Origin of the sequence: Bacillus sp. FSL L8-0099 (genome assembly GCF_038006385.1) — a bacterium.
GTDB classification, from domain to species: Bacteria; Bacillota; Bacilli; order Bacillales; family Bacillaceae_G; genus Bacillus_A; species Bacillus_A toyonensis.
In genome coordinates this window covers 2,291,616-2,315,984 of the sequence record NZ_JBBOVC010000001.1, presented here as the reverse complement: position 1 = coordinate 2,315,984, position 24,369 = coordinate 2,291,616, and the positions used below count along the sequence as shown (strand labels likewise).

Sequence of the window (24,369 nt, the reverse complement as noted above, 5' to 3'; positions counted from 1 at the left end):
ATTATACAAATATAATTAATTAAAAATTTCACCTCTGTAATTGTAATGATTACAAATTAATATATATAAGGTTACAAAATAACTATTTTAGCTTAACCAAGAAATTATATTTTAGAAAAAATACTTATAGAATAATTTAATAGGTTTTTTTATACTTTTTTACCTTTATTTAGTTATGTATAATTGCATAAAACATAGATATATCATGTGATATATGTTACATTATTAATTTTTACGAAATATACCCTAATATCAACATTAATAAATATTTAAAATGGAGATATTAATCTATAAACTTACCCATCGTTATAACCATAGATTTTAAAATATAAAATAGCTGCAAAGCTTTCTTAAAAATCCTTTGCAGCCTTCTGTTTTTTTGTTTTCTTTAGAAAAATAGTGTTTCAAGTTAACAATATGGTATAAACATTTCCATTGTGCTTTTGCTTGGATATATGTTTCATGGACTCTTCAAAAGCTATTTGTTTGAGCTGACGTCAGACTCGTTTGTCTAATTCAGAACTATACTGATAAATCCAGCGCCTAATTATTATTTAAAAAATAGATAAGCTTCGTTTCTCCATTATTTTTGCCAACTCCTGAAAATTGAAACTGTTCCGCTAACAAGATAATATCAGGTTGATCATACGTCTATTTGAATACAAGTTCCTTATCTAAACAAATCACACACTTTTTCTAGAGTAATAAGCTCAGTATTTTCAAGTTTTAGAGATTACTTACACCTATTTTTAAGTTTTTACATTGAGACCAGATAACAAGCCTATATTATTGTATATTTTTCACGGTACTGTCTAGGGGTCATGCTAGTAATTTTTTTGAAAACCCTCGTAAAATAACTTTGGTCATTAAAGTTAAGCCAAGCACAGATATCTGATAGCGAATAAGTAGTTAGAGTTAATAATTTTTTTGCTTCTTCCACTCGTTCCCTTTGAATATATTCGCTTAAAGTAATTCCCATTTCTTTTTTAAATAGTTTAGACAGATAAGTAGGGGTAATTTCCAAATGATTAGCAAGTTCATTGAGAGTTATTCCATCGTAAACATTTTTATTAATATGTTTCATACATGTAGTAACCGCGTATGAATACTTTTGTGCATTGAATTCTTTCACACGATCTGCAAAGGTACGTAAAGCGTCTCCTGACAATCGCTTTGCAGATTCTACGTTATCTAATTGTTCCAGAGTTTGTATATATAAAATACTATGAGCAAAAGCAATATCTGGTGGCAGGTTTCCTTCTATCGCATATCGAGTAGCTAAGGTAATCGCAATAATTCCAAGGTTTTTTTGGTTCCTGAGCGGATCCTCTATTAACATCAGTTCAACATCCTCTTGTGAAACTGCATACATATACTGTATTAACTTTTTTTTATTTCCTTCTTTGATAGTCAAAAAGAAATCATTTACTAATGCCATGTTGTGAGTTTTAGGTTTGTTTTGTCGGCGTTTTAAAATATATAAATCAGGTTTCACAATTTTATTAGGAACTTCCTCTAGTACTTTATTTTTTTCTAAAACAATACCCACATCTAACTTTTCATTGAAAATCATGTAATGTAATAAAATTCCCATATCAATTAATGTAGTTTTTTCAATCTCAGATAAACACTGATAATAGGCTAGTCTTTCTTGAATTTTATCATTTGATTTAAATTCTTTTTGAAGTTTTATGGTCATATCATCTGAACCTTTTGGATGTATAGTGGGACCGATAATAATAGTCCCTTTAATGTGATCATGATTTTCTATATGTATTAGAACAAAATTTTCAAGATAGCTGTTACATCTGAAAAGTGGTAAGTTAAAGGGATCGTTTTCTTGATAAATATCACTAAGATGTTCTTCTTTTGAAGAATAAAAAGGACTATAAACATCATCAGATGTAGAATGATATAAAATTTTTTTGTCTGTAGATAAAATATGTACAGGGGCATTAAATGCTTTATGTGCAAGATCACACAAGTGTTGTATATCGATAGAAGTATTCATTACATTCTCCTTTTAAGTAAATTATTTGATAAATTTCCTCATTGTTCCTTTTATAGTTTCATAATATATATTCTGCTAGGTATAATTCACGACAAATAATACTATAAAATATCAAATTAGTACAATTCACGACAAAATATTACTATATCTTTTTTATGAAAATCATATATTATTTAATTGTAATTAGCATCTAAATATCAGAGTAGATAAGAAAATGAAATGAATGAAGGTCATTTCTTAATTCTACAAGATCTAATCATTACACTTGAGAAAACAGTGAAGAACATACAAAATACAGTGGTACTCCATGCGAGGACCAAGCTGGAAAAAAGATTCAAAATACAGCGAAAGTAACAAGAGATACTGTACCACCACAAAAACCAACAATCAAAATTTCAATTCAATTACTTGTACAAATTGAATTCCAAAAATAGATAATGCTAATTTAAATGTAAAACTGAAAACCTACTGTGTTTCAAATTTTAGACAAAGATAACAAAAAGTCGGGAAATTAACAACAGAGGACAATGATAAGACTATTTATGAACCACTATGCTTCGGAAAGTACACGTTGGAAGAAATTCAAGCACCAAATAGATCTACGTTATTTAAAGATCTAATTGAGAGAAGAATCTTATCATCAGTACAAAAATAAAAAAAGAAAACATAAAAAACGAATGGAATATTTAAAATTCTGGCGATATAGGGACAACTATTTTTATCTAATCCCCACAATATTACTGGTCCCAACATTAGTTTTATTTTCCACAAATGAGGAAGAAATATATAGATTTCAAAAATACTAGGAATTGCAGGGGAGATAGAACATATGAATAAACTTTATTTATATGTTGTTCATCTTTGTATTATTAATCTTTATGCTACCTAGCTTTCATACCGCACCACATCAACATATTCTTAATTTTCCACTTTATTTTTAATTAAGAATCAAAATACCTTTAAATGAAGTTATATTATAGTTTATTAAATACTATAAATAAAAACAAAATGCTATTTAAACACCCTCTGACTACTCATATGAGGTTTTTTCTCTAATGATACCTATGGTATTAACTCTACTTTAAAGGATCATTTTAAAAGAATTTGAGAAGCCATTTTTCTAGTTCACCATCAAAAATCTTGAAATTTATGTAAAAAAGAACCCGTTTTATATATAGTTTCTTTTTTCATTTCTTTAACTTAGTCTAATCTATATTGGCCAGTTAATTGTTCCTCAGCCATTCGAGCTAAGTGTAATTATTCTAATCATTAACACCTTTTTTCTTTAAATTCTTTAGACCCTATCCTTGTTTATATGAATAGCTTTCTTATTCGAAAATAGATTTTTAAAAATTCCTACCCCTACAATTAATACACCTATTCCAACTAATTTATTTATTTGTATTGGAACGCTCTCCATTCCAAACAATCCGAATGTATCAATACATAATGCAACAACTAATTGTGTAATAAGACTAATTAACACCGTATACGCTGGACCTAAACTCTTTATTGCACCCATTATACAAATAATTAATCCAATGCCAAAAAATCCACTTATATAAAACAAATAATTTGTAGTGTAAAAATTAATGCTAATACTTTTCTCTGTTATGATATAAAATAGACCAGAACTTATGAGACCTATTCCAAGAACACATGCAGTTGTTAACCACTGTCCTACACATTCATTGACCTTTGTGTTAAAAACAGATTGTAAGCTAATTAATACTCCAGCAAATATAGCTAAACTAAATCCAATCAAAATATTCCTCTCCCTTTCATTGCTCATATATATTATCTTTAGCAACTTCCTTCATTCTAGAAAAATCTTTAATTACGATAACTCCATTTTTCTTTTCAATTAATTTTTCTTTATTTAATTTTTGTAACACCCGAATTACGTGCCTATAACTTACTCCTATAAAATCAGCAATACTTGATATGGAAGTTGCATCTAAATCCTCTTTATACATATTTCCGTTACTATCGGTTGAAATTGATAGTAAATAACTAGCTACACGCACTTCTACTGGATAAAGTAAATTTAGAGCTGTAAAACGGGTCGATATTTTTAACGTGTTCGCAATGTTTTCAAGCAAGAAGTTCATAAATATAGGATCATGTAATAACTTGTTTCTAATAACCGTATTAGAAATGGAGATAGCTACAACATCTGAACAAGCTTCAACGACATTATGAGTCTTGCTTTTTTGTATCAATTCAAGATCACCAACAACCGCCAATGGATTGATAAAGCGAAGAATTAGTTTCTTTCCTTCTGGTGTAATCGTATAAACTTTTACTTTACCTTTCACTACAAAATATAAACGATCCATTTCGTCATCTATATTGCAAATAAACTTGCCTTTTTCAAAATGATTTATTTGAAAATAAGCTGTATCTATTTCTGAAAAAATCTCAAATATTTTATTAGTTTTCGAATAATGAATAATTAAATCTGATCTATTCTCCATTCTCATTTCCTCCTTCTATTCACATATTAAATATTACAATCCCTATAATCATTACTATTGTTCCCACAATATGATATCTCTCCATCTGTATCTTTTTTATATGGAACAGTCCTTTTATTTCAATGAAAGTTGCTGTTAACAATTGAGCAACCATAAGTGTGCCAGCTGTCAATGTAACCCCCATTGAATATATCGCCATAGTTTCTGCACAAATAATGAATCCACCAAATGCACCGGCTACTAAATATGTTTTTTTCACACCCTTTAAATCCGTTACTTTCTCTTCTTTCTTTAACAAAAATATAGTTATTGCAATAAGGAACCCAATTAAATGCGTTATAATACTCGTTGACCATATGCCGATATGTGAACTAAGTTTCGCATTAAAGGTTCCTTGAAGTGTTATACATACACCAGCAAAAACAGCAAATACAATGCCTTTCAAAAAATCATCTCCTAATTTTTTATTTCTAACTTAATTAAAAGCTATGACCCTAAAAGGCAAAAGGACAAATGTCACATCACTATGAAAATAATTAGAAATGAACAAAAAACACATCTCAAAAATTTGAGATGTGTTTTTATATTTTTATTAATATATAATTTTTTACATATTATAACTACGCTACATTAACAGTCTTCTTCATAACAAACTTTGCAAATAAGAAACGCACAAGCGGCCCCATAATAATTAATTGTAATGGATAAGCCATAATGAAATTTTTAATAAAAATTGAAAAATAACTTGAAACAAATGATTCCCCTTGTAGTCCACCATGTAAATACATCATAGCCATTCCGTAAAATGACATAAAGAAAACCATTCCGATTACCATAGCTGTAGCCATCGCTACTATAATATTTATTTTCTTCGATTTATTAAACGGTATCGCGAATACAATTTTTTTCGCACAAGGTCCAACGATACATATCTCAATTAATAACGCAATCATAAATCCAATTAGTAGTTCTAATGCGATCTCCTTAATATGAATTGGCCCTCCTGCTCCGTTCAATAATAAATTGTAAAACGTCATTACGATAACCATCCCTAGGCACATCATCATACCGAATTGGAGGCTTTCCTTTCTTGTTGTTGGCAACTTTCATCATCCCTTCTCTTTGAGTCTTTGCCATTATATCGATATTGGAAACTCCTTCGTAAGTGAACATTTTGTGAACATTTCGAAAGCGGTTACGTGTATTTCTTTCACTCTTCACTCAAATCTTCCCATTCTATAACTGTATGCTTATAAAGGTTTTATATATTTCAATGTTGAATTACTAAATTTAACATTGAAATATATTACTACTAGGAGGATAACTATGAATGAAGCAGAATTTTACGCATATCACATCGTTACAAAGAAAAAAATGAATACCGGACAAATCATTCATTTTGATAAAAATCAAACTAATACTTTATATCACTTCTTTTTTGAAAGAGAACAATTAAATGCTACTGGCGAAGATTCTATTCAAATTTTAAAAAGCAATTATATAAATAACGAACTACATATAAATAATGAAAATGCTCAAGTAGTTATGAATTATACGGATCAAACAATTAGAGCTGTTAGGGAAACGATTGTCGAAATGGTTAGGCTGCAAGAATATCCTGAATACCCTTCAAGGTTGTCTTGCTTATATGCTTCTAAAAGCTATGAAGATGCTTTGAAATGGAAAGCGTTATTTGATTCTTACAACCGAGATGTTTTACAGATTGTTAAGCTACTAGTGAGTGGGAATTCTTTTGAAAGCGACGGAAATCTTTTACCAAAAGAAGATGGTATTTCTTTCTCCAGAAAAATTGAACAGGCTAGAGACTATTGGAAAGGAAATAGCAAAAGCGAATTACCTGAGCTACTGATTAATGGGAAAATTCAGGTGGTGGAAATTATCGATGATTTTTCCAAAATTAAAATTTAATTCTTGGCTAAATATTAGAGAATGGAGATTACAATGATGAAAAAGGTGTACTTCAATCATGATGGTGGTGTAGATGATCTAATTTCACTATTTTTATTACTCCAGATGGGTAATGTCGAACTTACAGGTGTTTCAGTTATCCCTGCAGATTGTTATTTAGAACCCGCAATGTCTGCAAGTCGTAAAATTATTGATCGCTTCGGCAAAGGTAATATCGAAGTAGCAGCGTCAAACTCTCGTGGAAAAAATCCATTTCCGAAAGACTGGCGAATGCATGCATTTTATGTAGATGCTTTACCCATTTTAAATGAGTATGGAAAAGTTGCAACACCTGCAGCAGCCAAACCTGCGCATCATCATTTAATAGAAACTCTTCTACAAACGGAAGGAAAAACAACTTTATTATTTACAGGGCCGCTAACTGACCTAGCCCGTGCATTATATGAGGCTCCTATAATCGAAGATAAAATTGAACGTCTCGTTTGGATGGGCGGTACATTTCGGACTGCAGGCAATGTACATGAGCCGGAACACGATGGAACGGCTGAGTGGAATTCGTTTTGGGACCCTGAAGCAGTAGATCGTGTATGGGAGGCGAAGATTGAAATCGACTTAGTAACACTAGAAAGTACAAATCAAGTTCCGTTAACAATAGACATACGTGAACAGTGGGCAAAAGAGCGTAAATATATTGGTGTTGATTTCCTTGGTCAATGCTATGCGATGGTTCCTCCTCTCGTTCACTTTTCAACGAACTCTACTTACTATTTGTGGGATGTATTAACCGCTGCGTTTGTTGGGAAAGCTGACCTTGCAAAGGTACAAACGATTAAAAGTATTGTTCATACATACGGACCTAGCCAAGGGCGTACAGTGGAAACTGATGATGGGCGACCTGTAAATGTCGTTTATAATGTAAACCACAATGGTTTTTTCAACTATATAACTGACTTAGCAAAGAAAGCTTCCACTTGAAATTCTATCTATACGAAAAATAAATAAAGTCGTATAGCTTCAGATGATGAGCCTGCAAAAAAATTCAAATTGGTTGCGGCTTAATATTTACTTATTAAAAAGAGTATTGAAGTAAACTTCAATACTCTTTTTGTACAGTTTAAGGCTATTTGATTAAAGTTGCGTTTTACAGGTTAACCATTTCATAACCATTTACAAAATACGTTATTGTTTCTAACTCATCTTCATTTAATTCTCTATCTAGCTCTTGTTTATACGCTTCCTTTATCTTCTCTTCATCGCCTTTATGAGCTTCTGTATAAGTTCCTACTGTTTTTAGCAAATGAATTTCTTGTAAAAATTCAGCCCGATCTATAGCTTCTCCATGAGAAAGAATATAAGTTTCAGCATCAAATTTCTCTAATTCTTCTATTAATGTAAACGTTCGTTTCGTCGTATAGTTCCACTTCGAAGAAAAAATATCTGCATATATACAGTCTCCTAAAAACAATATCTTCTCTTCTTTTATATACATAACAACAGAGTCATGTGAATGATCTCCGCCCACATGCTTTAGCACACATGTCACTTCACCAAGATCTATTTCAAGTTGATTCTGGAATGTTAAAGTTGGAGGAATAATTTTAATATTTCTCGCTTTTTCATTAAACTCTTTTTTGATACAATCCGCACAAAATTCAATTTCAATACCCTCTTTTACACGTGTGTCCAACGCTTCATCTGTCCATTCATAAGAAACAAGTTTACTCATCTCTTTTTTCGTTTCAGAATGTGCAATAGACAATGCCTCTTGTAGTACAGGTAATCCAAAAATATGATCCCAATGCCAATGTGTTAATGCTACGAAATCAGGACTTGATACATTCTGTTCTTTTAGCATTTCTACAAACAGGTGTGCATGTTCTTCTGAATTCCCTGCATCAATCATTAAAGTTTTTTCTTTTCCAACGACCATTCCTAATATAGGTCTATCTGTTTCAGAAACAGGTGTCATATACCAAAATGAGTTTCCTATTTTTTTAATTTGCTGCATAATCAATTCCCCTTTTCATATTCCCACTTAAATTTAATATATAAATTATAACGAATTGCTAGTTTTTTCTCTATACTCAAACACAATTACTTGGACTAATCCAACTTAACTTTTCGTAAGTTAAAAATAAGGGACTACAATCGGAGTGTGATATTATGGAGCGTTTATGGATTCCAATGATTGTAACATTTTTTTCGTTCGGTGGATTACTATTAGGAGGTGCTGTTGGAGTTGCAACACGTCAACTAATTGAAGAAAAGATGCATCGTTTATATGCATTATGTGGTGGTATTTTGCTTGGCCTTTTATCCCTTGAAATTATTCCTGAAACATTTTCAAGCTATGAAATGATTGGTCCTATACTTGGTATAGCTATCGGTATTTTAGTTATGAGCTTATTAGATAACTATTGTCACCATCCAATGATACATAAAAAAGATCAACAAGCATGGCAAACATTCCTGTTTCTCTCTTTCGCTATATTTATTCATAATATACCGAGTGGATTTGCGTTAGGCACAGCTTTTATTAATCATGCTGACTCAGCCATTCCCTTTTTAATAGCAATCGTCGTTCACCATATTCCAGAAGGATTAGCTTTAATTATCCCCTTTCTTTTTACAAAACATAAATATATTTCATTTCTATTAACAACTTTATTACTTTCTCTTATTCTCGGTACCGGTACGGTGTTTGGCATTTTAATGGAAGGAAAAGCTCTTCATTTACAAGGTCTCATTATGGGAAGCGCTATCGGTTCACTTGGTTATGTCACAATTCATGAAATGCTTTGGAAAGCTAAGAAACAGCTCTCTTTCCCTACATTTCTCATGTGGGCAACTAGTGGTTTTTTACTAATAACAGTGTTTACTTTATTCGCTGGTCATCATTAAAGCTAAAAAATTTATTATTTGTATATTTTTCCTTTTTCTCCAAAACATAATGTTATCTACCTATTATGAGGAGGAACAATTATGTTTGGGAAAACAGCTGGTGAAGCATTAGTTGATTTATTAATTGACTGGGGAGTAGAACATATATACGGTATGCCTGGAGACTCTATCAATTCTATCATTGAAGCTTTAAGAAAAAAACAAGATAAAATTAAATTCATCCAAGTTCGCCACGAAGAAGCTGGCGCATTAGCAGCGGCCGCTTATGCGAAATTAACAGGGAAACTCGGTGTTTGTATGGCAATCGCAGGACCTGGAGCTATTCATTTATTAAACGGTTTATATGATGCAAAACTCGATAAGGCTCCTGTGCTAGCAATTTCAGGACAGGTAGAAACCGATTTACTCGGAACGGATTTTTTCCAAGAAGTAAACTTAGAAAGATTGTTTGATGATGTTGCAGTTTATAACCAGCGCATTATGTCAGCGGAGCAACTACCTGCTGTAGTGAATCAAGCGATTCGTATGGCCTATACGAAAAAAGGTGTATCTGTTCTCACTATTCCGGATGACGTTCCGAAATTCGAAGTGAAAAATGGAGCTCGTGTTACAAACACTTCTTTTACATTGCCTGAACTTTTTCCGCAAAAAGAAGATTTAGATGCAGCGAAACTCGCAATAAATGAAGCGACAAAACCTGTTATTTTAGCAGGTAAAGGCGCAAAACATGCAAGAGAATCTTTACTTGCATTCGCAGAATATATCGGCGCTCCAATCGTACTTACATTGCCAGCTAAAGGAATTGTTCCTGATGAACACCCACTTTGCATCGGTGGATTAGGATTAATTGGAACGAAACCATCTTATGAAGCAATGAAACACGCGGATACTTTAATTATGGTGGGTACTTCTTATCCGTTCACTGGTTTCTTACCTGAAAAGGCAAAAACAATTCATATCGATACAGATCCTGCCCAAATCGGGAAGCGTTATGTGACAGATATCGGCTTAGCCGGTGATGCTGATAAAACATTAAAATGGTTAATTGAAAATGTAGAAAAACACGAGGACCATTCCTTCTTAGAGCATCATCAAGAAATGATGAAAAAGTGGGAAGAAAAATTACACGGTCAGGAAGAAGATTCCTCTACTCCAATTAAACCACAACGCGTTATGCATGCATTGCAGCAAGTAGCAGAAGATGACGCCATTCTTTCAGTTGATGTCGGAAATGTAACGGTCTGGACAGCAAGGCACTTCCGTATGACGAACCAGCAATTTATCATTTCAAGCTGGCTCGCAACACTTGGCTGCGGTTTACCTGGTGCACTTGCTGGAAAAATTGCGTTCCCGAATAAACAAGTATTTGCAGTTTGTGGTGACGGCGGATTTGGAATGACTATGAACGATTTTGTAACAGCTGTAAAATATAAACTACCAATCGTTGTCGTCGTATTGAACAATAATAAAATTGCCATGATTAAATTCGAACAAGAAGTTATGGGTAATATCGAATTCGGCACCGATTTAACGAATCCAGATTTCGCAAAATATGCAGAGGCGTGCGGCGGTATTGGCTACCGTATTGAGAAATTAGATGAACTACTACCTGCTTTCGAAAGTGCAGTAAAACAAAACAGGCCGTGTATTATTGATGTAGTTGTAGATGTAAACGAAGCACCAATGCCAGCAAAAATCACATTTGGTCAAGCAGCTGGTTATACGAAACATATGATAAAAGAATTATTTGAAGAAGGTAAAATTGATTTACCTCCACTTTAAACGAAAAAAGATAGCTGAAAACGATTTGTCTTCAGCTATCTTTTTTTATTTTTGTACCTCTCTATAGAATGAAAAATCATTCATAGTCGGTTGTATTTGTTTCTCTACTTTCCCTTTTTTCTTTTCCCCCTTTGGCCTTCTCACATTTCCTAATTTAATTGCATCTTGCATACTATTACTAATCAAATTTCCAGATAAGATTGTCATACTATAAAAAAGAATTGGTATGACCACGATCCAAGTATGAGTAGTTAAATGACGGAAGTTTTGACCAATTAATCCTGTCCATTCTTTTGTTACACTATCCGCCTCTATACCAAAGATTATTGTTCCGCCGAAAAACAGTTCTAACAAACCAAGATGTAAGAGAAGTAATAGGGTGCTTACAAATTGCTGGGCTACTAATAAAAGAAATGATGGTAACATATGTGGCCATACATGGCGTTTCAACCGCTGCCACTTACTCCCTCCGAGCACAGTAGCAGCCAACATAAATTCTTCATTCTTAATACGCTTTACTTCTTGCGCCGTATACAACATAACAGTTGGTACAGCAAGGCACGCAAGAACTATAATTTGAAACGTAACCCGTAAATGAAACGGAGCAGCCTCCTCTCCACTTTCAAACATTAAAACTTCATTTAACATAAAATAGGAAATCATAATCATCGGTACAATACTAAACGGATCAAAAAAAGATGAGATAACTGAAAATGAGCGTTTACTGTACATACCAAGCAATAAACCAATAGTTCCGCCAATTACTACACGTAAAATTGCGATAACGATACTAGCACCAACTGTCCATTTCGCTCCTTCTATTATTAACTGAAAAAGGTCGCGTCCTTTCTCATCGCTTCCAAACCAAAATTTACTCGATGGTGAAAACGGAGCAGCCTCTAATTCTCCTTTTTCGTTATACATCATTGTTAATTCACGAATATTTCCGTCAAAAAACACCGTATTTCCAATACTAACAATCATTAATACACTCAAAAAAGTAACACCTAGCCAAAATCTCACATCTCTTTTTACAACTTGCCACATGTTACACACGCTCCTTTATAACATTTTTTAAAAGCGTATGTAATAAACGAAATAGTATAAAAAGCGGTACGTATAATATAACTAAACTCACTGTAAATATTTCTAATTTGGAATTTTCTTTTACAAAAACAAACATGCCGTACGTATTAAATAGCCATTCAATAATATATAAATTTGATAACATAAATAAAATATTTGTTTTTGCATAATAGACTGTTGTTAACAAGACATTTCTTGAAATATGGTGCGTCAAAACATGTCTTAAACTCAGTCCTTTACTCTTTGCAAATATGCTATAATCTTTCTCTAATTCTTCTCTAAAACGTAATAATAGTAGCTTCATAAATAATAACGTTGTAGGTATAGCAAGACATATTATTGGTAACATACGAGCTCTATCCTCACCAAATCCCGCATGTTTCACTGGCATAAATCCTGTTTTTTGAAAGATAATTACTACTAGAAGTTGAGATAATAAAATTAATAAAATGTCCGGGATACTTTCAAGTGCGACGAAAACTCCATTCCATATACGTTGCTTTGATTGAGAGCGCTGCAATACCCACACAACGATAACATACGCAATGAGTAAAGAAAGTATAAATGCCGAAATAAATACAAACATTGTCTCTACATAATGAATCCATATTTGTGGAAATAACTTTCTTGAGTTCCGAAATCCATACGTAATTTCACCCGGTTTTAGTAACTTCTCCCCGAGAAACAGAACTGTGTCCCAAAAACCGATTAAATCAATTTGCAGTCCTTTAAATAAACGCGGAAGTGCCCCTAAAAAAAGGATACAAATAAGTGCCGCAAATAATTGTAAACATGTAACTCCACACCACTTACCAATTCGAGTGAACATAACTATTATCCTTTCTATTTAAATGAATATTTAGAAATAAAACCTATGTATAGTACCTATACATTTTAACAAATTAACTCCTCTTTCTAAAAAACATAGCAATCCCCGTCATTTTTTGGAAGTTTTATTATATCTTTCGACTATTATCCAACATTTCCCTTCTTGATTCATTACAAGCTCAAAAAAGCCCTTGTTTTCAAAACAAGGACTTTTTTCATAAACTATTTCGCTACCTCTTCTTTCGGCATTACCATACCTTTATACAATTGAACAGTTATCCAGTAATAGATAAAATAAATGACTAAGAATATTCCTATCGGCACCCACACTTTTACAAACGGGTCAACTAAAATAAAGCTGAATAAGTTAAGCCCTACTAAAACGTGGGAAATTCCAATGATCGCTGGGAAGATAAATAAATATGAAATTTCTTTATAAATACTTTTTGTCAGCATACTACGTCTAACGCCTATTTTTCGTAACATTTCATAACGTCGTACATCACGAGAAGCACCCGTTAATATTTTGAACATAAGGGAACTTGCCATCATTGCTAGAAAGGCAATTCCGAGGAAAAACCCCATAAACATTGTTCCACTCATGAGACTGTTCGTTAACTGATAAATTGTCATTTTCGTAAATATGTCTACTTTTGTACCTGTTGTTTTTTCAATTTGTTCTTTTTGTCTCTTGTCTATTTCGATCAATAATGGTTTATATTTTTTCATATCATCTACTTTTGCTAATGTTACAGTATGTTCTGTTCCTTGAATTCCTTTATAATGCTCTTCATCAGCAATTCTTACAGGCTTTCCGTTAAATTGATTATGTGTAATTTGTATTTCTCTTACAACCGCATCTTCCCAATCTTTTGGCATACGAGGAAGTTTATTCACTGCTTCGGGAGCTTCCAAAGCAGAATATACAGGTTCAGTTAAAGGTTCAGCCACCCGTTTACGCGCAGGCTCTTTTAAAGTTTCCATATTAAAGCGGTCGGAAATAAGTGGCGGTTTCGCAGTTAAATCGTCACGTAAGTAATACACCGCTTCTCCATCTACTTTATACTTATACTTGCTTTCTTCAACTATTTCCATTTCCTTTAATGCTGCTGTATCTTGATCATTTGGATCATGAATTACGACATCATATACACGTGAGAAATCTGTCATAATGCCTACATTTTTTTGAAATGCCATACCTGCTGTCATTGCCCCTGCACCTAATGCAATTAACATCGCTACAGTTCCTAATACTCTCGATAAACTATTTACTCGAAAGCGTAACTGTGCATATGTAAAACTATTTAAGCCCATTTCATTTCGTTTTTTATTTCCCTTAATTTTCATCACAAAAAATGGGAGCAATGAACTAAAAATAAAGTACGTTCCAAGTGTTGTAACAATCGTCGCTATTATAAAACCAAGTTCAGCATATGTTCTTATATTTACCATAAAATAATACCCTGTACTTACTAGTAATACACCCAGTACTGTCATTATAATAATGCGAGTTTTACTTTTCTTTACTTCATCTAGTGTTTCATCTTCACGAATTAACTCTAGTTCTGTTTTACGTAACAATCGAATGCTATTCATTATACCCGTAATGAAAAATAGTATTAAGAAGAAAATAGATGTAACTAAAATAGCTGGTGTGTATACAGATGCGTAACTACCTTTTGCTGAAATTTCCATGCCATTCATTAAAAAATTTCCTGCTACACTTGCAAGTAACATTCCTACTAAAATACCGATAATAATACTGACAATACCCATACCGAATGTTTCAATAAATAATAACTGTGCTACTTTTTTCTTTTTCGCTCCAAGCATCATATACATACCAAGTTCTTTTCTTCTTAATGTAAGTAAAAAAGAATTGGCATATATAATATAAAATACAGTTATGAAAGAAAGTAATATTGCACCTACCCAGAAGACGAGTCTAATACTACTAATGAGACTATTATCTTTTGTAAATTCACTGTTCATCGCCATCGTTTGGAACATATAGAAAATACTAATACTAATAACGAGACCAATCAGTAAAACCATATAATCTTTTAACATCTTTTTCATACTATGACGTGATAATTTAAATAACATTGTTTCGCCCCCTACTTAGACTCAGCAGCTGAGCCCATATGAGCGAGCACACCTAAAATGTCTTGATAGAAATTCTCTCGAGTGCCTTGACGATTTAATTCTTTATAAAGAAGACCATCTTGAATGAATAAAATACGCTCACAGTAACTTGCACTAAACGCATCATGTGTAACCATCAAAATACTTACATTGTGATTTTCATGTAAATCTTGCATTGCTTCTAATAAACTTTTTGCATTTTTACTATCAAGTGCTCCTGTTGGTTCATCTGCTAATACGATTGCCGGATTATGTACTAAAGCTCGTGCTGCCGCTGTTCTTTGTTTTTGCCCACCAGAAACAGCAGTCGGATATTTTGTTAAAATTTCAGTAATTCCTAATTTCTTCGCAACCTCATTTACTTTTCCTGTAATCTCACTTGACGGTACACCTTGCAAAGAAAGAGGCAAAGCAATATTTTCATAAATTGATAAGTTTTCTAGTAAGTTAAAATCTTGAAAAATGAATCCTAATTTTTGAGAACGAAAATCTGATAATGCATTCCCCTTCATAGAAGTAATATTTGTACCAGCTATCGTCACACTACCACCTGTCGCTTGATCCAGTGTACTAATCACATTAAGTAAAGTCGTTTTTCCAGATCCAGAAGGACCCATGATCCCGACGAATTCCCCTTCCTTAATATGTAATGATACGCCTCTTAATGCTTTTGACTGATTCTCATTTCTTTTCCCATACGTTTTTTCTACACTTTCTACAGTAACTACATTTGTTGACATTTCTTTCACTCCATCCCTTTTGTATAGTATTATTTTTTTCATATAATTCTTATTTTTCACTCATGTAAAATCTTACTATTTTTTAGCTTTTCAAACAGAAAGAGATGCACAAGTAACATGAACCTTTTTCCTCCTTCATATTCTCACTTTTCTAAAACTCGTTCATTCGATTTCTCTTACATTTACCTTACATTTTTGTAAGGTAAACAAGAAAACACACCAAATTCTAATGGTGTGTTTTCTTTTTAATCAATATTTTCTATTCTTTATTTCCTCTTCCATACTTGCCGCAAATACATCTAGCGCAACAACTTCTGACTTTTCTTCCCCATATTTACGTACATTTACAGATCCGTTTTCCATTTCCTTATCCCCAATAACAAGAACATAAGGAATTTTTTGCATTTGTGCTTCTCTTATTTTATATCCTAACTTTTCGTCTCGCACATCTCGTTCAATACGAACTCCAGCTTGTGCTAATTTATCTGCAACCTCATTTGCATATTGTACATGAACTGCATTTGAAACTGGAATTACTTTCACTTGAACTGGTGCTACCCATGCCGGGAACGCGCCTCCAAAGTGTTCAATTAATATTGCTAAAAAGCGGTCTAACGAACCTAAAACTGCTCGGTGAATAACAACTGGTCTTTTCTTTTCATTCTTCACATCTATATAATTTAAATCGAATTTCTCTGGCATTTGGAAATCAAGCTGAATTGTTCCGCACTGGTGACTTCTATTTAAGGCATCTTTAATATGGAAATCAATCTTCGGTCCATAAAATGCGCCGTCACCTTCATTTAGTCTATATTTATAATTCAATGACTGTAATACATTTTCTAATGCGGCTTCTGCTTGCTCCCACAATTTATCGTCACCCATTGAATCTTCTGGACGAGTAGACAGCTCCACTTCATATTCGAATCCAAAAGTTTTATATACGTAATCAATTTGCCCCATTACGGATTTAATTTCATCCTCAATTTGTTCTGGTGTTACAAATAAATGAGCATCATCTTGGCAGAAAGTACGTACTCTTAATAATCCGTTTAACGCTCCGCTAAATTCATGGCGATGCACTTGACCGAACTCACACATGCGAATTGGTAATTCACGATAAGAATGCAATTTATTTTTGAACATAAGCATGTGTCCTGGACAGTTCATTGGCTTTAATGCAAAACTTTTGTTGTCTACTTCTGAGAAATACATATTATCTTTATAATGGCCCCAGTGCCCTGATCTCTCCCATACTTCTTGGTTCATCATAAACGGAGTGCGTACTTCTTGATAATTGTATTCTTTTTGAATTTCTCTTAAAAATGCTTCTAATTCATTCCGAATAATTTGGCCTTTCGGTAAATAAAATGGCATTCCCGGAGCCTCTTCAGAAAACATAAATAACTCAAGTTCATTACCTAACTTACGGTGGTTTCTTTTTGCTGCTTCTTCAACAAAATGTAAATACTCTTCTAACTCTTTTTGAGAAGAGAATGCAACACCATATATACGCTGAAGCACTTGGTTATTACTATCACCTCGCCAATATGCACCGGAAACGTGAGTTAATTGAAATGCTTTCAAATAACCTGTAGATGGTACATGTGGCCCCCTACATAAATCTACAAATTCACCTTGTTTATATAGTGTTACACTTTCCCCACTAGGAATTGCTTCTAAAAGTTCTAATTTCAAGCGATCGTTCATTTCTTGAAACAGTTTTGCTGCTTCTTCTCGAGAAACCTCAACTCGTTCTATACTTATATTTTCTTTTATAATATTTCTCATTTCTTTCTCGATTTTTGGTAAATCTTCTACGTTTACACTACTTGGAAGATCCATATCATAATAAAATCCATTTTCAATAACAGGCCCTACCCCAAGATTTATATCACCATATAATCTTTTTACAGCTTGCGCTAAAATATGTGCCGCAGAGTGTCTTGCAATTTCTACTCCATCATTTGAATCTATAGTAATGATTTCTACTTCCGCATTTTCTTCAATATTTCGGCGTAAATCATATAACTGATCATTTACTTTCCCCGCGACTGCTTTCCTTTTCAAGCTACTACTAATTGATCCAGCAATTTCTTCTAAAGTAATTCCTTTTACAAATTCTTTAACACTACCATCTGGAAATTTAATTTCAATCATCTGTTCTTTCATTTTTCATCTCTCCATTTCATAATAAAAAGCACACTCATCCCTAAAATAGGGACGAGCGTGCTTTTACCCGTGGTTCCACCCAGATTCCCATTGTAAACCTACAATGGCTTCTTTTACGGTAACGTCGTTTACACGGCACTAGATACTTCATTTCCCCAGTGCAGCTCTAAGGTGGTAAGTTATTTTTCTGCGTTAGGAAGTTCTCAGCTTTCCTTCCTTCTCTGTATAACCGGGTAAAATAACTCGTGTCCTTTTCTTTGCTTTTATAAAACATCCATTTATTGTTATTTAATATATCTTATTCATTTTATTTTTGCAAGTGTTTAAAAAAATTATTTATTTAATTTAAAAAAGTGAAACCAAATTTTTTTGGTTTCACTTCACAATTTTACCAATCTTGTGGTTCGTAATTTAAATCTGAAAATAGACGTCTTTTCTCTTTCTTCGATAAATCTCTCCACTGCCCAACTGGTAAATTATTCAATTCTATATTCATAATTCTCGTACGTTTTAACGTATATACTTGATAACCTAAAGCTTCACACATACGGCGAATTTGACGATTCAGCCCTTGTGTTAAAATAATTTGGAACTCATATTTTGATAACTGTGTAACCTCACAAGGAAGTGTTTTTGTACCTAAAATTTTAACTCCCGCTGCCATTTTCTCTAAGAAATCAGGTGTAATTGGCTTATCCACTGAAACGATATATTCTTTCTCATGCTTGTTTTCAGCACGTAAAATCTCATTAACGATATCGCCATCATTCGTTAACAAAATTAAACCGTCTGAGTCTTTATCGAGACGTCCAATATGACTAATACGTAAAGGGTGATTCACTAAATCAATAATATTACCTTTTACTGCTTTTTCACTTGTACATGTAATACCTACTGGTTTATTTAAAGCGATATACACATGGTCTCGAGCAATACGAAGTTGCTCTCCATTCACTCGTACATCATCACCTGGATTTACTTGGTCACCAATTTTTGCAACCTTACCGTTAATAATTACTCTTCTCTCATTAATTAATTTATCTGCTCCGCGTCGAGACGCTTTTCCAGCTTCACTAATAAATTTATTGATACGCAAGTTAGGCACATCCTTTTCATAAAAAATTTCAAGCTCACACTGCTTCTACCGTACAATACAAAAGGGTAAGCCTCCTATTTTAACTTAAATATATTAACATGAAAGGGTATATGACGTCTTCTATTAATTTCTTGTTTACAAGAAATTATCTTTATTATACATTCATTTATACACTTTTTCTGCACTTAATATACAAGCCATTCTTCCTTACATACAGCTTGTTTACTTCTTATCTCTTCTATATCTTCATGAATGTTAGCCAGTTTATACAACATGGGAAAACCCTCTTCCACATAATATTGATGCGCCATTTCATCTTCCCAATAAGTTAATACTATGTAACGAGTTTCATTTTTTAAAGACTTCGCAACTACTCCACCTAACATCCCTTTTGCATTCTCCATTCCTTTATTCCAAATTGTTTCTTGCTTATGTAAAAAATGATTTTCTTTTTCTCCCTTTACATCACATATGGCAACTCTTACGAATGATCCTTCTGTAACAACGTTTTGCAAAGGCTTATCATTTATATCATACAACGTTTGAAATAGTTCAATTTCACATGAAAGAAACGTATCTTTTTGATTACTATTTAAATAAATTGTATCGTGAGCACCGTTCATAAATGATTGATATGCACTTCTATCTTCCCATAAAGTATATACACATGCCTCATCTTCATTCCATCCACCAAATTGCCCATGAAAACCATCTAAATGTTGTAAATCACGCCATTTTTCTTGAGCAGCCGAAAACATCTCCCTTTTCTCTTCTCCCACTTTGCAAAATATTGTTTTTAGTAACATTTCTACTTCCCCCTTATTATACAATCTCTCTCTTACAACAATAAGTTTACATAACAAAACTATGGTAACTAAAAACTTCTACTTTTGTACAAATAATCATTTTTTTGCACTATATCTATCAAACCATCTATCTGTTTTCATTTCAAATAATTCGGAATATAAAAAATGTAGCTCTATAGGAATTACATCGAAATCTTTTCTCCCTTGTATATCTATTGCTCAAATAAATAATACGTAATTTCTCTCGGATAATGTTTTACATTTACCTTTCGTTCCACTTTTTTAAAACTAACTAGGCTGGCTCCCATCCACTTGCCTTTATAATAAGCATTACACTTATATATGTATAAACCTCTTCATTATCATCATTAATATGGATTGCTGACATTGGTACTGGAAATTTTTCAATTTTAGATTCTTTGTCTACATAAATGAGTGCAAATAAAGTGAAACTTTAATCATTTTGGGATTCTTCATCCCCCACCTAACTTCTTTGCTTTCGCTGCATTTTGAAGTGGGGGTCTTACTGCCCGTTAATGCGAGATACACCAATTAATAACATAGCCGTTACAATATTTAAAACTAGTTTTCTTTTATTCACTTTCACTAAAATTCCCCTTTCTTACATATTCCTTTCATCTTTTTACTAATTTTAATTAGTTACGTATAAAAAAGATGTAATTCAAATCACTTCTAACTTTATTTTCTCTATTTAAAACAACATTATTGTTATATATTATAATTATAAGTTTTTAAATTTTGGAGGCGTTACATATTGAAGAAAATTCTTTTTACTAAATGGACAGTAGTTATTTCTATTTTCATCATTTTCGGTACGATTTTCTACGTAACTAATGGTAAAAATAAAAATGATAATGAAAAAGCAACTGTAGAAACAGTGGATACAAAAACTTTCAAAACTAAATTACAACCTAAAATTAAGGAATTGACTACTAATTATAATGACATTATCGAAAAAGATTGGTTGCCTGCCTGGGAAGAGATGAACACGAACGGAGATTCAGTGGATAGAAATAAACTATTAGCTACAATGAGTGCTGTTTCCAAACAGTATGAAACACTTATGAACGAAATAGACACGATAAAAATCGAAGAAAGCATAACGGATATACATATACAAAAACAACTAATCCAATTCACAACTCAGTTTAAATCCGCATCAAATTACATGAAAAATGCAGCAGATTTAATTATTGATAAATACAATAATTCTACTCCGGCCAATGAAATAATTGAAAATACAAAACAGGCTTTAGGGCTTGCCGATCAACATATTGTCATCGCTTTATCTACTTTAAATGAAATTAAAGATAAATTAGGAATTTCTAAAAAATAAAACTGTTTACTATTTTAAAATAAAAAAAAGATTGCAATTCACAGTTTATCTGTCTATAATATTTTTATTGATTTACATTCAATGTGTATATTAATTTTATAATTCGGATGAACCATTCAGGAGAAGGTCAATTGATCTACCGACGGGGCAAAAAGTTGTAATACCAACTTTGAAACTCTCAGGTCTTGGTTACAAGTAGAACTGCATGGGGACGAATCTCTGGAGAGACTCCCTCTCGCTTTTAATAGCGCGGAGGAAAAAGAGCGCCGAAGGAGCAAATCCGCTATTTTAGCGGATAATCTCTCAGGTAAAAAGGACAGAGACAAGCGAAGGAAAATGCCGATTTGTATCGGTTTATTTTTCTATTCCTTGTTTCTCCAGAGACCATTTCATTTACTTGAAGTGGTTTTTATTTTTTCTAAAAAAGGAGAATAAAGATGGAGACAGTAAGTAAAGTATTAGAACAAATGAATCATTACGTGTGGGGATTGCCAACTTTGTTGCTACTCGTTGGTACTGGTATCATTCTCACAGTGCGTTTGAAAGGTTTACAGTTTAGTAAACTATTATACGCTCACAAAATAGCATTTAAAAAGTCAGAAGATACGGCATCTTCTGGAGATATTAGCCACTTCCAAGCACTCATGACAGCTATGGCCGCAACGATTGGTATGGGAAATATCGCCGGTGTTGCAACAGCTGTTACAATTGGTGGTCCTGGTGCAATTTTTTGGATGTGGATTACCGCTTTATTCGGAATGGCAACAAAGTATGCCGAAGCAATTCTAGCAGTGAAATACCGTGTTAGTAATGAAAATGGTGAATATTCAGGTGGACCAATGTATTATTTAGAGCGTGGCTTAGGTAAGAAATGGCTTGCTGTTTTATTCGCTATATTCGGTACAACTGCTTCTTTCGGGATCGGTAATATGGTGCAATCTAACTCAGTTGCAGAGGCAATGCGAATTAATTTCTCTTTCCCCCCTGCTTTAACTGGTATATTAATGTCATTTTTAATCGCTATTGTTATTTTAGGCGGTGTAAAAAAAATCGGGAAAGTAACGGGATTTATCGTTCCTATTAAAGCTTTCTTTTATATAATTGCTGGTCTTATTATTATTTTCTATCACTTTGATCAAATTCCAAAAGCATTTTCACTTATTTTTTCTGGTGCATTTCAAGGTACAGCAGCCGCAGGTGGTTTTATTGGAGCAACAGTCGCATCAGCTATTCAAATCGGAATGGCGCGCGGTGTATTTGCGAACGAAGCTGGTTTAGGTAGTGCTCCTATTGCGGCCGCTGCAGCAAAAACAGATTCACCTGCAAAACAAGCTTTAGTTTCTATGACGGGTACTTTTCTTGATACATTTATCGTCTGTACAATTACAGGACTTGTATTAATTACAACTGGAGCATGGAAATCAGGTAAAACCGGTGTTGAAGCTACAACACTTGCATTCCAATCTGTATTCGGCACCGCTGGTAGTATGATCCTTGGTATTGCCATAATTTTATTCGCCTACTCTACTATTTTAGGCTGGTCATATTACGGTGAGAAATGTGTCGCTTATTTATTTGGAGAAGGTGCTGTTCGATATTATAAAGCAATCTTTATCGTGATGATTGCGATTGGTGCCAATTTAAAACTTGGTATCGTATGGACATTTGCTGATATTGCAAATGGACTTATGGCAATTCCAAACTTAATTGGCCTAATCGGATTAAGTGGTATCGTTGTCGCTGAAACGAATCGTTTTTTACAAGCAGAGAAATTGAAAGAAAACCATAAAAAACAGGCAAGTTAATCTGTGTTTAAAATAACTGTAGTTCAAATTTCACTATAAATATTAATTTTATATAGAATACAGCCCTACATTTTGAAAAAGAAATTGGTCAAAATGTAGGGCCTTTTATTTTATTTTATTAAAAAAGTTCCACTAAAGTAAATAAAAGAATATGTTTAGTACATTATATTCTATTAAGTAAACTTCATTTAAAATTATCAGTGTTGGTTACTCTAAAAATCATTAGCATCACACATAAATTATAGTGAAGTAATACTAAAATACAATGAACCTCAACATAAATATCTCGGTAAGAATCCCCTCTTTTTTTAAGCAGTATTATCAAAAAAACTTTAAAGTCCAGTTGATTATATATAAATCACAACTTAATAACCAGAAAATTATAAAAGGAAAACTCTTGAAGATTATGTAATATAAAGGTAATCTATAGATAGACGATTCTAAGATGTTATTCGGAGAAAACTTCTTAGTTAAGTATGTTAACTTGTTTGCACTAAATTTTACAAATAAAGGGGTATTAAGAATCATGAAAGCAAAGAAATTAGTAAGTTTAGCATTACCAGTTATGTTATTAAGTGGTTGTATTACAATTGAAACTGATAGTAAGAAAGCGGAACCAAAGAAAGAAGAAACGCAAAAGATGGAGAAAGAGAGTAAGTCAACCGATAGTAAAAAAGATGATAGCTTATCTGCAGCGAATGGTAAAGATGCAAACAGTAACTCATCAAGTAGTAAACCAAGTTCTTCTTCTAACAATTCAAACTCATCTACTTCCTCTAGTTCATCAACTGCAAAGTTAAGTGGTTCAGAAGTTGAGAAATACAAGTCAGAAATAGTAGAAAATGCTACTAAAGTTGATGATGTTTTGAAATTAATAGAAAAGGTAGCAAGTTCAGATGTTAAGTCATATAGTCAAAAGAAAAGTGAAGTACAATTAAGTATAGGTGGAGCAAAAGCATATGTAACAAAGTTAAGAAACCTCCAAGCACCGCCTGAGTTAAAAGTAGAACAAGAAAATATAAAACAATCAATGGAACTTTATAATGAAGCATTTGCACTGCTTTTTGATGCAATAGAAGAACAAAACGAAAGTAAGATCAATCAGTCATTAACGAAAGCTAAAGATGGTTCAAAGCTTTTTGAGGAAGCAACAGATAGTATTTCTAGAAAAACACAGTAAGGCTGAAATCAAGGTAAATAGATACGGCTAATTTATTAACTAAGGATAAGGGGC

The 24,369-nt window shown here is 32.9% G+C and carries 20 protein-coding genes, 1 pseudogene, 1 riboswitch and 1 other annotated feature; of the genes and pseudogenes, 7 read left to right on the top strand and 14 right to left on the bottom strand.

Annotation, left to right across the window (positions count from 1 at the left end):
• Positions 1–781: 781 nt before the first annotated feature.
• From MHH42_RS11855 to MHH42_RS11835, 5 genes are all read right to left on the bottom strand, one after another.
• Positions 782–2,011, bottom strand: a complete 1,230-nt coding sequence (locus MHH42_RS11855) for a helix-turn-helix domain-containing protein (protein ID WP_001097922.1) — start codon at positions 2,009–2,011, stop codon at positions 782–784.
• Between the two features lie 1,294 nt (positions 2,012–3,305).
• Entirely contained in the window at positions 3,306–3,776 is a 471-nt protein-coding gene (locus MHH42_RS11850; protein ID WP_087950329.1) for a DMT family transporter, read from the bottom strand.
• A 16-nt stretch (positions 3,777–3,792) separates the two neighbouring features.
• Positions 3,793–4,488 carry a Crp/Fnr family transcriptional regulator gene (locus MHH42_RS11845; RefSeq protein ID WP_340893411.1) on the bottom strand — a complete coding sequence of 232 codons (696 nt, stop codon included), beginning with the start codon at positions 4,486–4,488 and terminating at the stop codon, positions 3,793–3,795.
• Between the two features lie 19 nt (positions 4,489–4,507).
• Positions 4,508–4,933: a DMT family transporter gene (locus tag MHH42_RS11840; RefSeq protein ID WP_000676419.1), complete on the bottom strand. Its 426-nt coding sequence runs from the start codon at positions 4,931–4,933 to the stop codon at positions 4,508–4,510.
• A gap of 175 nt (positions 4,934–5,108) precedes the next feature.
• Positions 5,109–5,591 carry a hypothetical protein gene (locus MHH42_RS11835; RefSeq protein WP_001143433.1) on the bottom strand — a complete coding sequence of 161 codons (483 nt, stop codon included), beginning with the start codon at positions 5,589–5,591 and terminating at the stop codon, positions 5,109–5,111.
• Positions 5,592–5,814: 223 nt separating this feature from the next.
• Between MHH42_RS11835 and MHH42_RS11830 the strand changes: the two genes are divergently transcribed.
• Both MHH42_RS11830 and MHH42_RS11825 read left to right on the top strand, forming a co-directional pair.
• The gene (locus tag MHH42_RS11830) at positions 5,815–6,417 is read left to right on the top strand and encodes a DUF2441 domain-containing protein (RefSeq protein ID WP_016108357.1); all 603 of its coding nucleotides are present in this window, start codon (positions 5,815–5,817) and stop codon (positions 6,415–6,417) included.
• Between the two features lie 33 nt (positions 6,418–6,450).
• Entirely contained in the window at positions 6,451–7,392 is a 942-nt protein-coding gene (locus MHH42_RS11825) for a nucleoside hydrolase (RefSeq protein WP_033660544.1), read from the top strand.
• A 166-nt stretch (positions 7,393–7,558) separates the two neighbouring features.
• Here the strand turns inward: MHH42_RS11825 and MHH42_RS11820 are convergent, their stop codons facing one another.
• Positions 7,559–8,425, bottom strand: a complete 867-nt coding sequence (locus tag MHH42_RS11820; protein ID WP_340893409.1) for an MBL fold metallo-hydrolase — start codon at positions 8,423–8,425, stop codon at positions 7,559–7,561.
• A gap of 155 nt (positions 8,426–8,580) precedes the next feature.
• On the opposite strand from MHH42_RS11820, the gene MHH42_RS11815 reads away from it, so the two are divergent.
• Both MHH42_RS11815 and MHH42_RS11810 read left to right on the top strand, forming a co-directional pair.
• Entirely contained in the window at positions 8,581–9,318 is a 738-nt protein-coding gene (locus MHH42_RS11815) for a ZIP family metal transporter (RefSeq protein WP_340893407.1), read from the top strand.
• A gap of 81 nt (positions 9,319–9,399) precedes the next feature.
• A complete protein-coding gene (locus MHH42_RS11810; RefSeq protein WP_016108353.1) occupies positions 9,400–11,100 on the top strand; it encodes a pyruvate oxidase in 1,701 nt (566 codons plus the stop codon).
• A gap of 45 nt (positions 11,101–11,145) precedes the next feature.
• Here MHH42_RS11810 and MHH42_RS11805 read toward each other — a convergent pair whose 3' ends face one another.
• From MHH42_RS11805 to MHH42_RS11770, 8 genes and pseudogenes are all read right to left on the bottom strand, one after another.
• A complete protein-coding gene (locus tag MHH42_RS11805) occupies positions 11,146–12,147 on the bottom strand; it encodes an ABC transporter permease (RefSeq protein WP_000267901.1) in 1,002 nt (333 codons plus the stop codon).
• A gap of 1 nt (position 12,148) precedes the next feature.
• Positions 12,149–13,015, bottom strand: a complete 867-nt coding sequence (locus MHH42_RS11800; protein ID WP_000495108.1) for an ABC transporter permease subunit — start codon at positions 13,013–13,015, stop codon at positions 12,149–12,151.
• Positions 13,016–13,236: 221 nt separating this feature from the next.
• Positions 13,237–15,120: an FtsX-like permease family protein gene (locus MHH42_RS11795; protein WP_016108351.1), complete on the bottom strand. Its 1,884-nt coding sequence runs from the start codon at positions 15,118–15,120 to the stop codon at positions 13,237–13,239.
• An 11-nt stretch (positions 15,121–15,131) separates the two neighbouring features.
• Positions 15,132–15,899 (bottom strand): ABC transporter ATP-binding protein, encoded by a 768-nt coding sequence (locus MHH42_RS11790; RefSeq protein WP_000106414.1) that lies wholly within the window; start codon positions 15,897–15,899, stop codon positions 15,132–15,134.
• A 249-nt stretch (positions 15,900–16,148) separates the two neighbouring features.
• On the bottom strand, positions 16,149–18,071 hold the full coding sequence (gene thrS, locus MHH42_RS11785; RefSeq protein ID WP_000663078.1) for a threonine--tRNA ligase: 1,923 nt from the start codon (positions 18,069–18,071) through the stop codon (positions 16,149–16,151).
• 44 nt (positions 18,072–18,115) lie between these two features.
• Positions 18,116–18,338 (bottom strand) — a binding site (T-box leader).
• Positions 18,339–18,459: 121 nt separating this feature from the next.
• Entirely contained in the window at positions 18,460–19,167 is a 708-nt protein-coding gene (gene rluF, locus MHH42_RS11780) for a 23S rRNA pseudouridine(2604) synthase RluF (protein ID WP_001222161.1), read from the bottom strand.
• A gap of 185 nt (positions 19,168–19,352) precedes the next feature.
• Entirely contained in the window at positions 19,353–19,973 is a 621-nt protein-coding gene (locus tag MHH42_RS11775) for a DUF4937 domain-containing protein (RefSeq protein WP_000925134.1), read from the bottom strand.
• Between the two features lie 212 nt (positions 19,974–20,185).
• Positions 20,186–20,406: pseudogene (locus MHH42_RS11770) on the bottom strand (hypothetical protein).
• 342 nt (positions 20,407–20,748) lie between these two features.
• Here MHH42_RS11770 and MHH42_RS11765 point away from each other — a divergent pair.
• The 3 genes from MHH42_RS11765 to MHH42_RS11755 all read left to right on the top strand — a co-directional run bounded on the left by MHH42_RS11765 (position 20,749) and on the right by MHH42_RS11755 (position 24,315).
• A complete protein-coding gene (locus tag MHH42_RS11765) occupies positions 20,749–21,330 on the top strand; it encodes a hypothetical protein (protein WP_000721819.1) in 582 nt (193 codons plus the stop codon).
• A gap of 209 nt (positions 21,331–21,539) precedes the next feature.
• Positions 21,540–21,660, top strand: a riboswitch (glycine riboswitch).
• Positions 21,661–21,767: 107 nt separating this feature from the next.
• Entirely contained in the window at positions 21,768–23,135 is a 1,368-nt protein-coding gene (locus MHH42_RS11760) for an alanine/glycine:cation symporter family protein (protein ID WP_016108350.1), read from the top strand.
• Positions 23,136–23,661: 526 nt separating this feature from the next.
• On the top strand, positions 23,662–24,315 hold the full coding sequence (locus tag MHH42_RS11755; RefSeq protein WP_033668504.1) for a DUF7018 domain-containing (lipo)protein: 654 nt from the start codon (positions 23,662–23,664) through the stop codon (positions 24,313–24,315).
• Positions 24,316–24,369 lie beyond the last annotated feature (54 nt).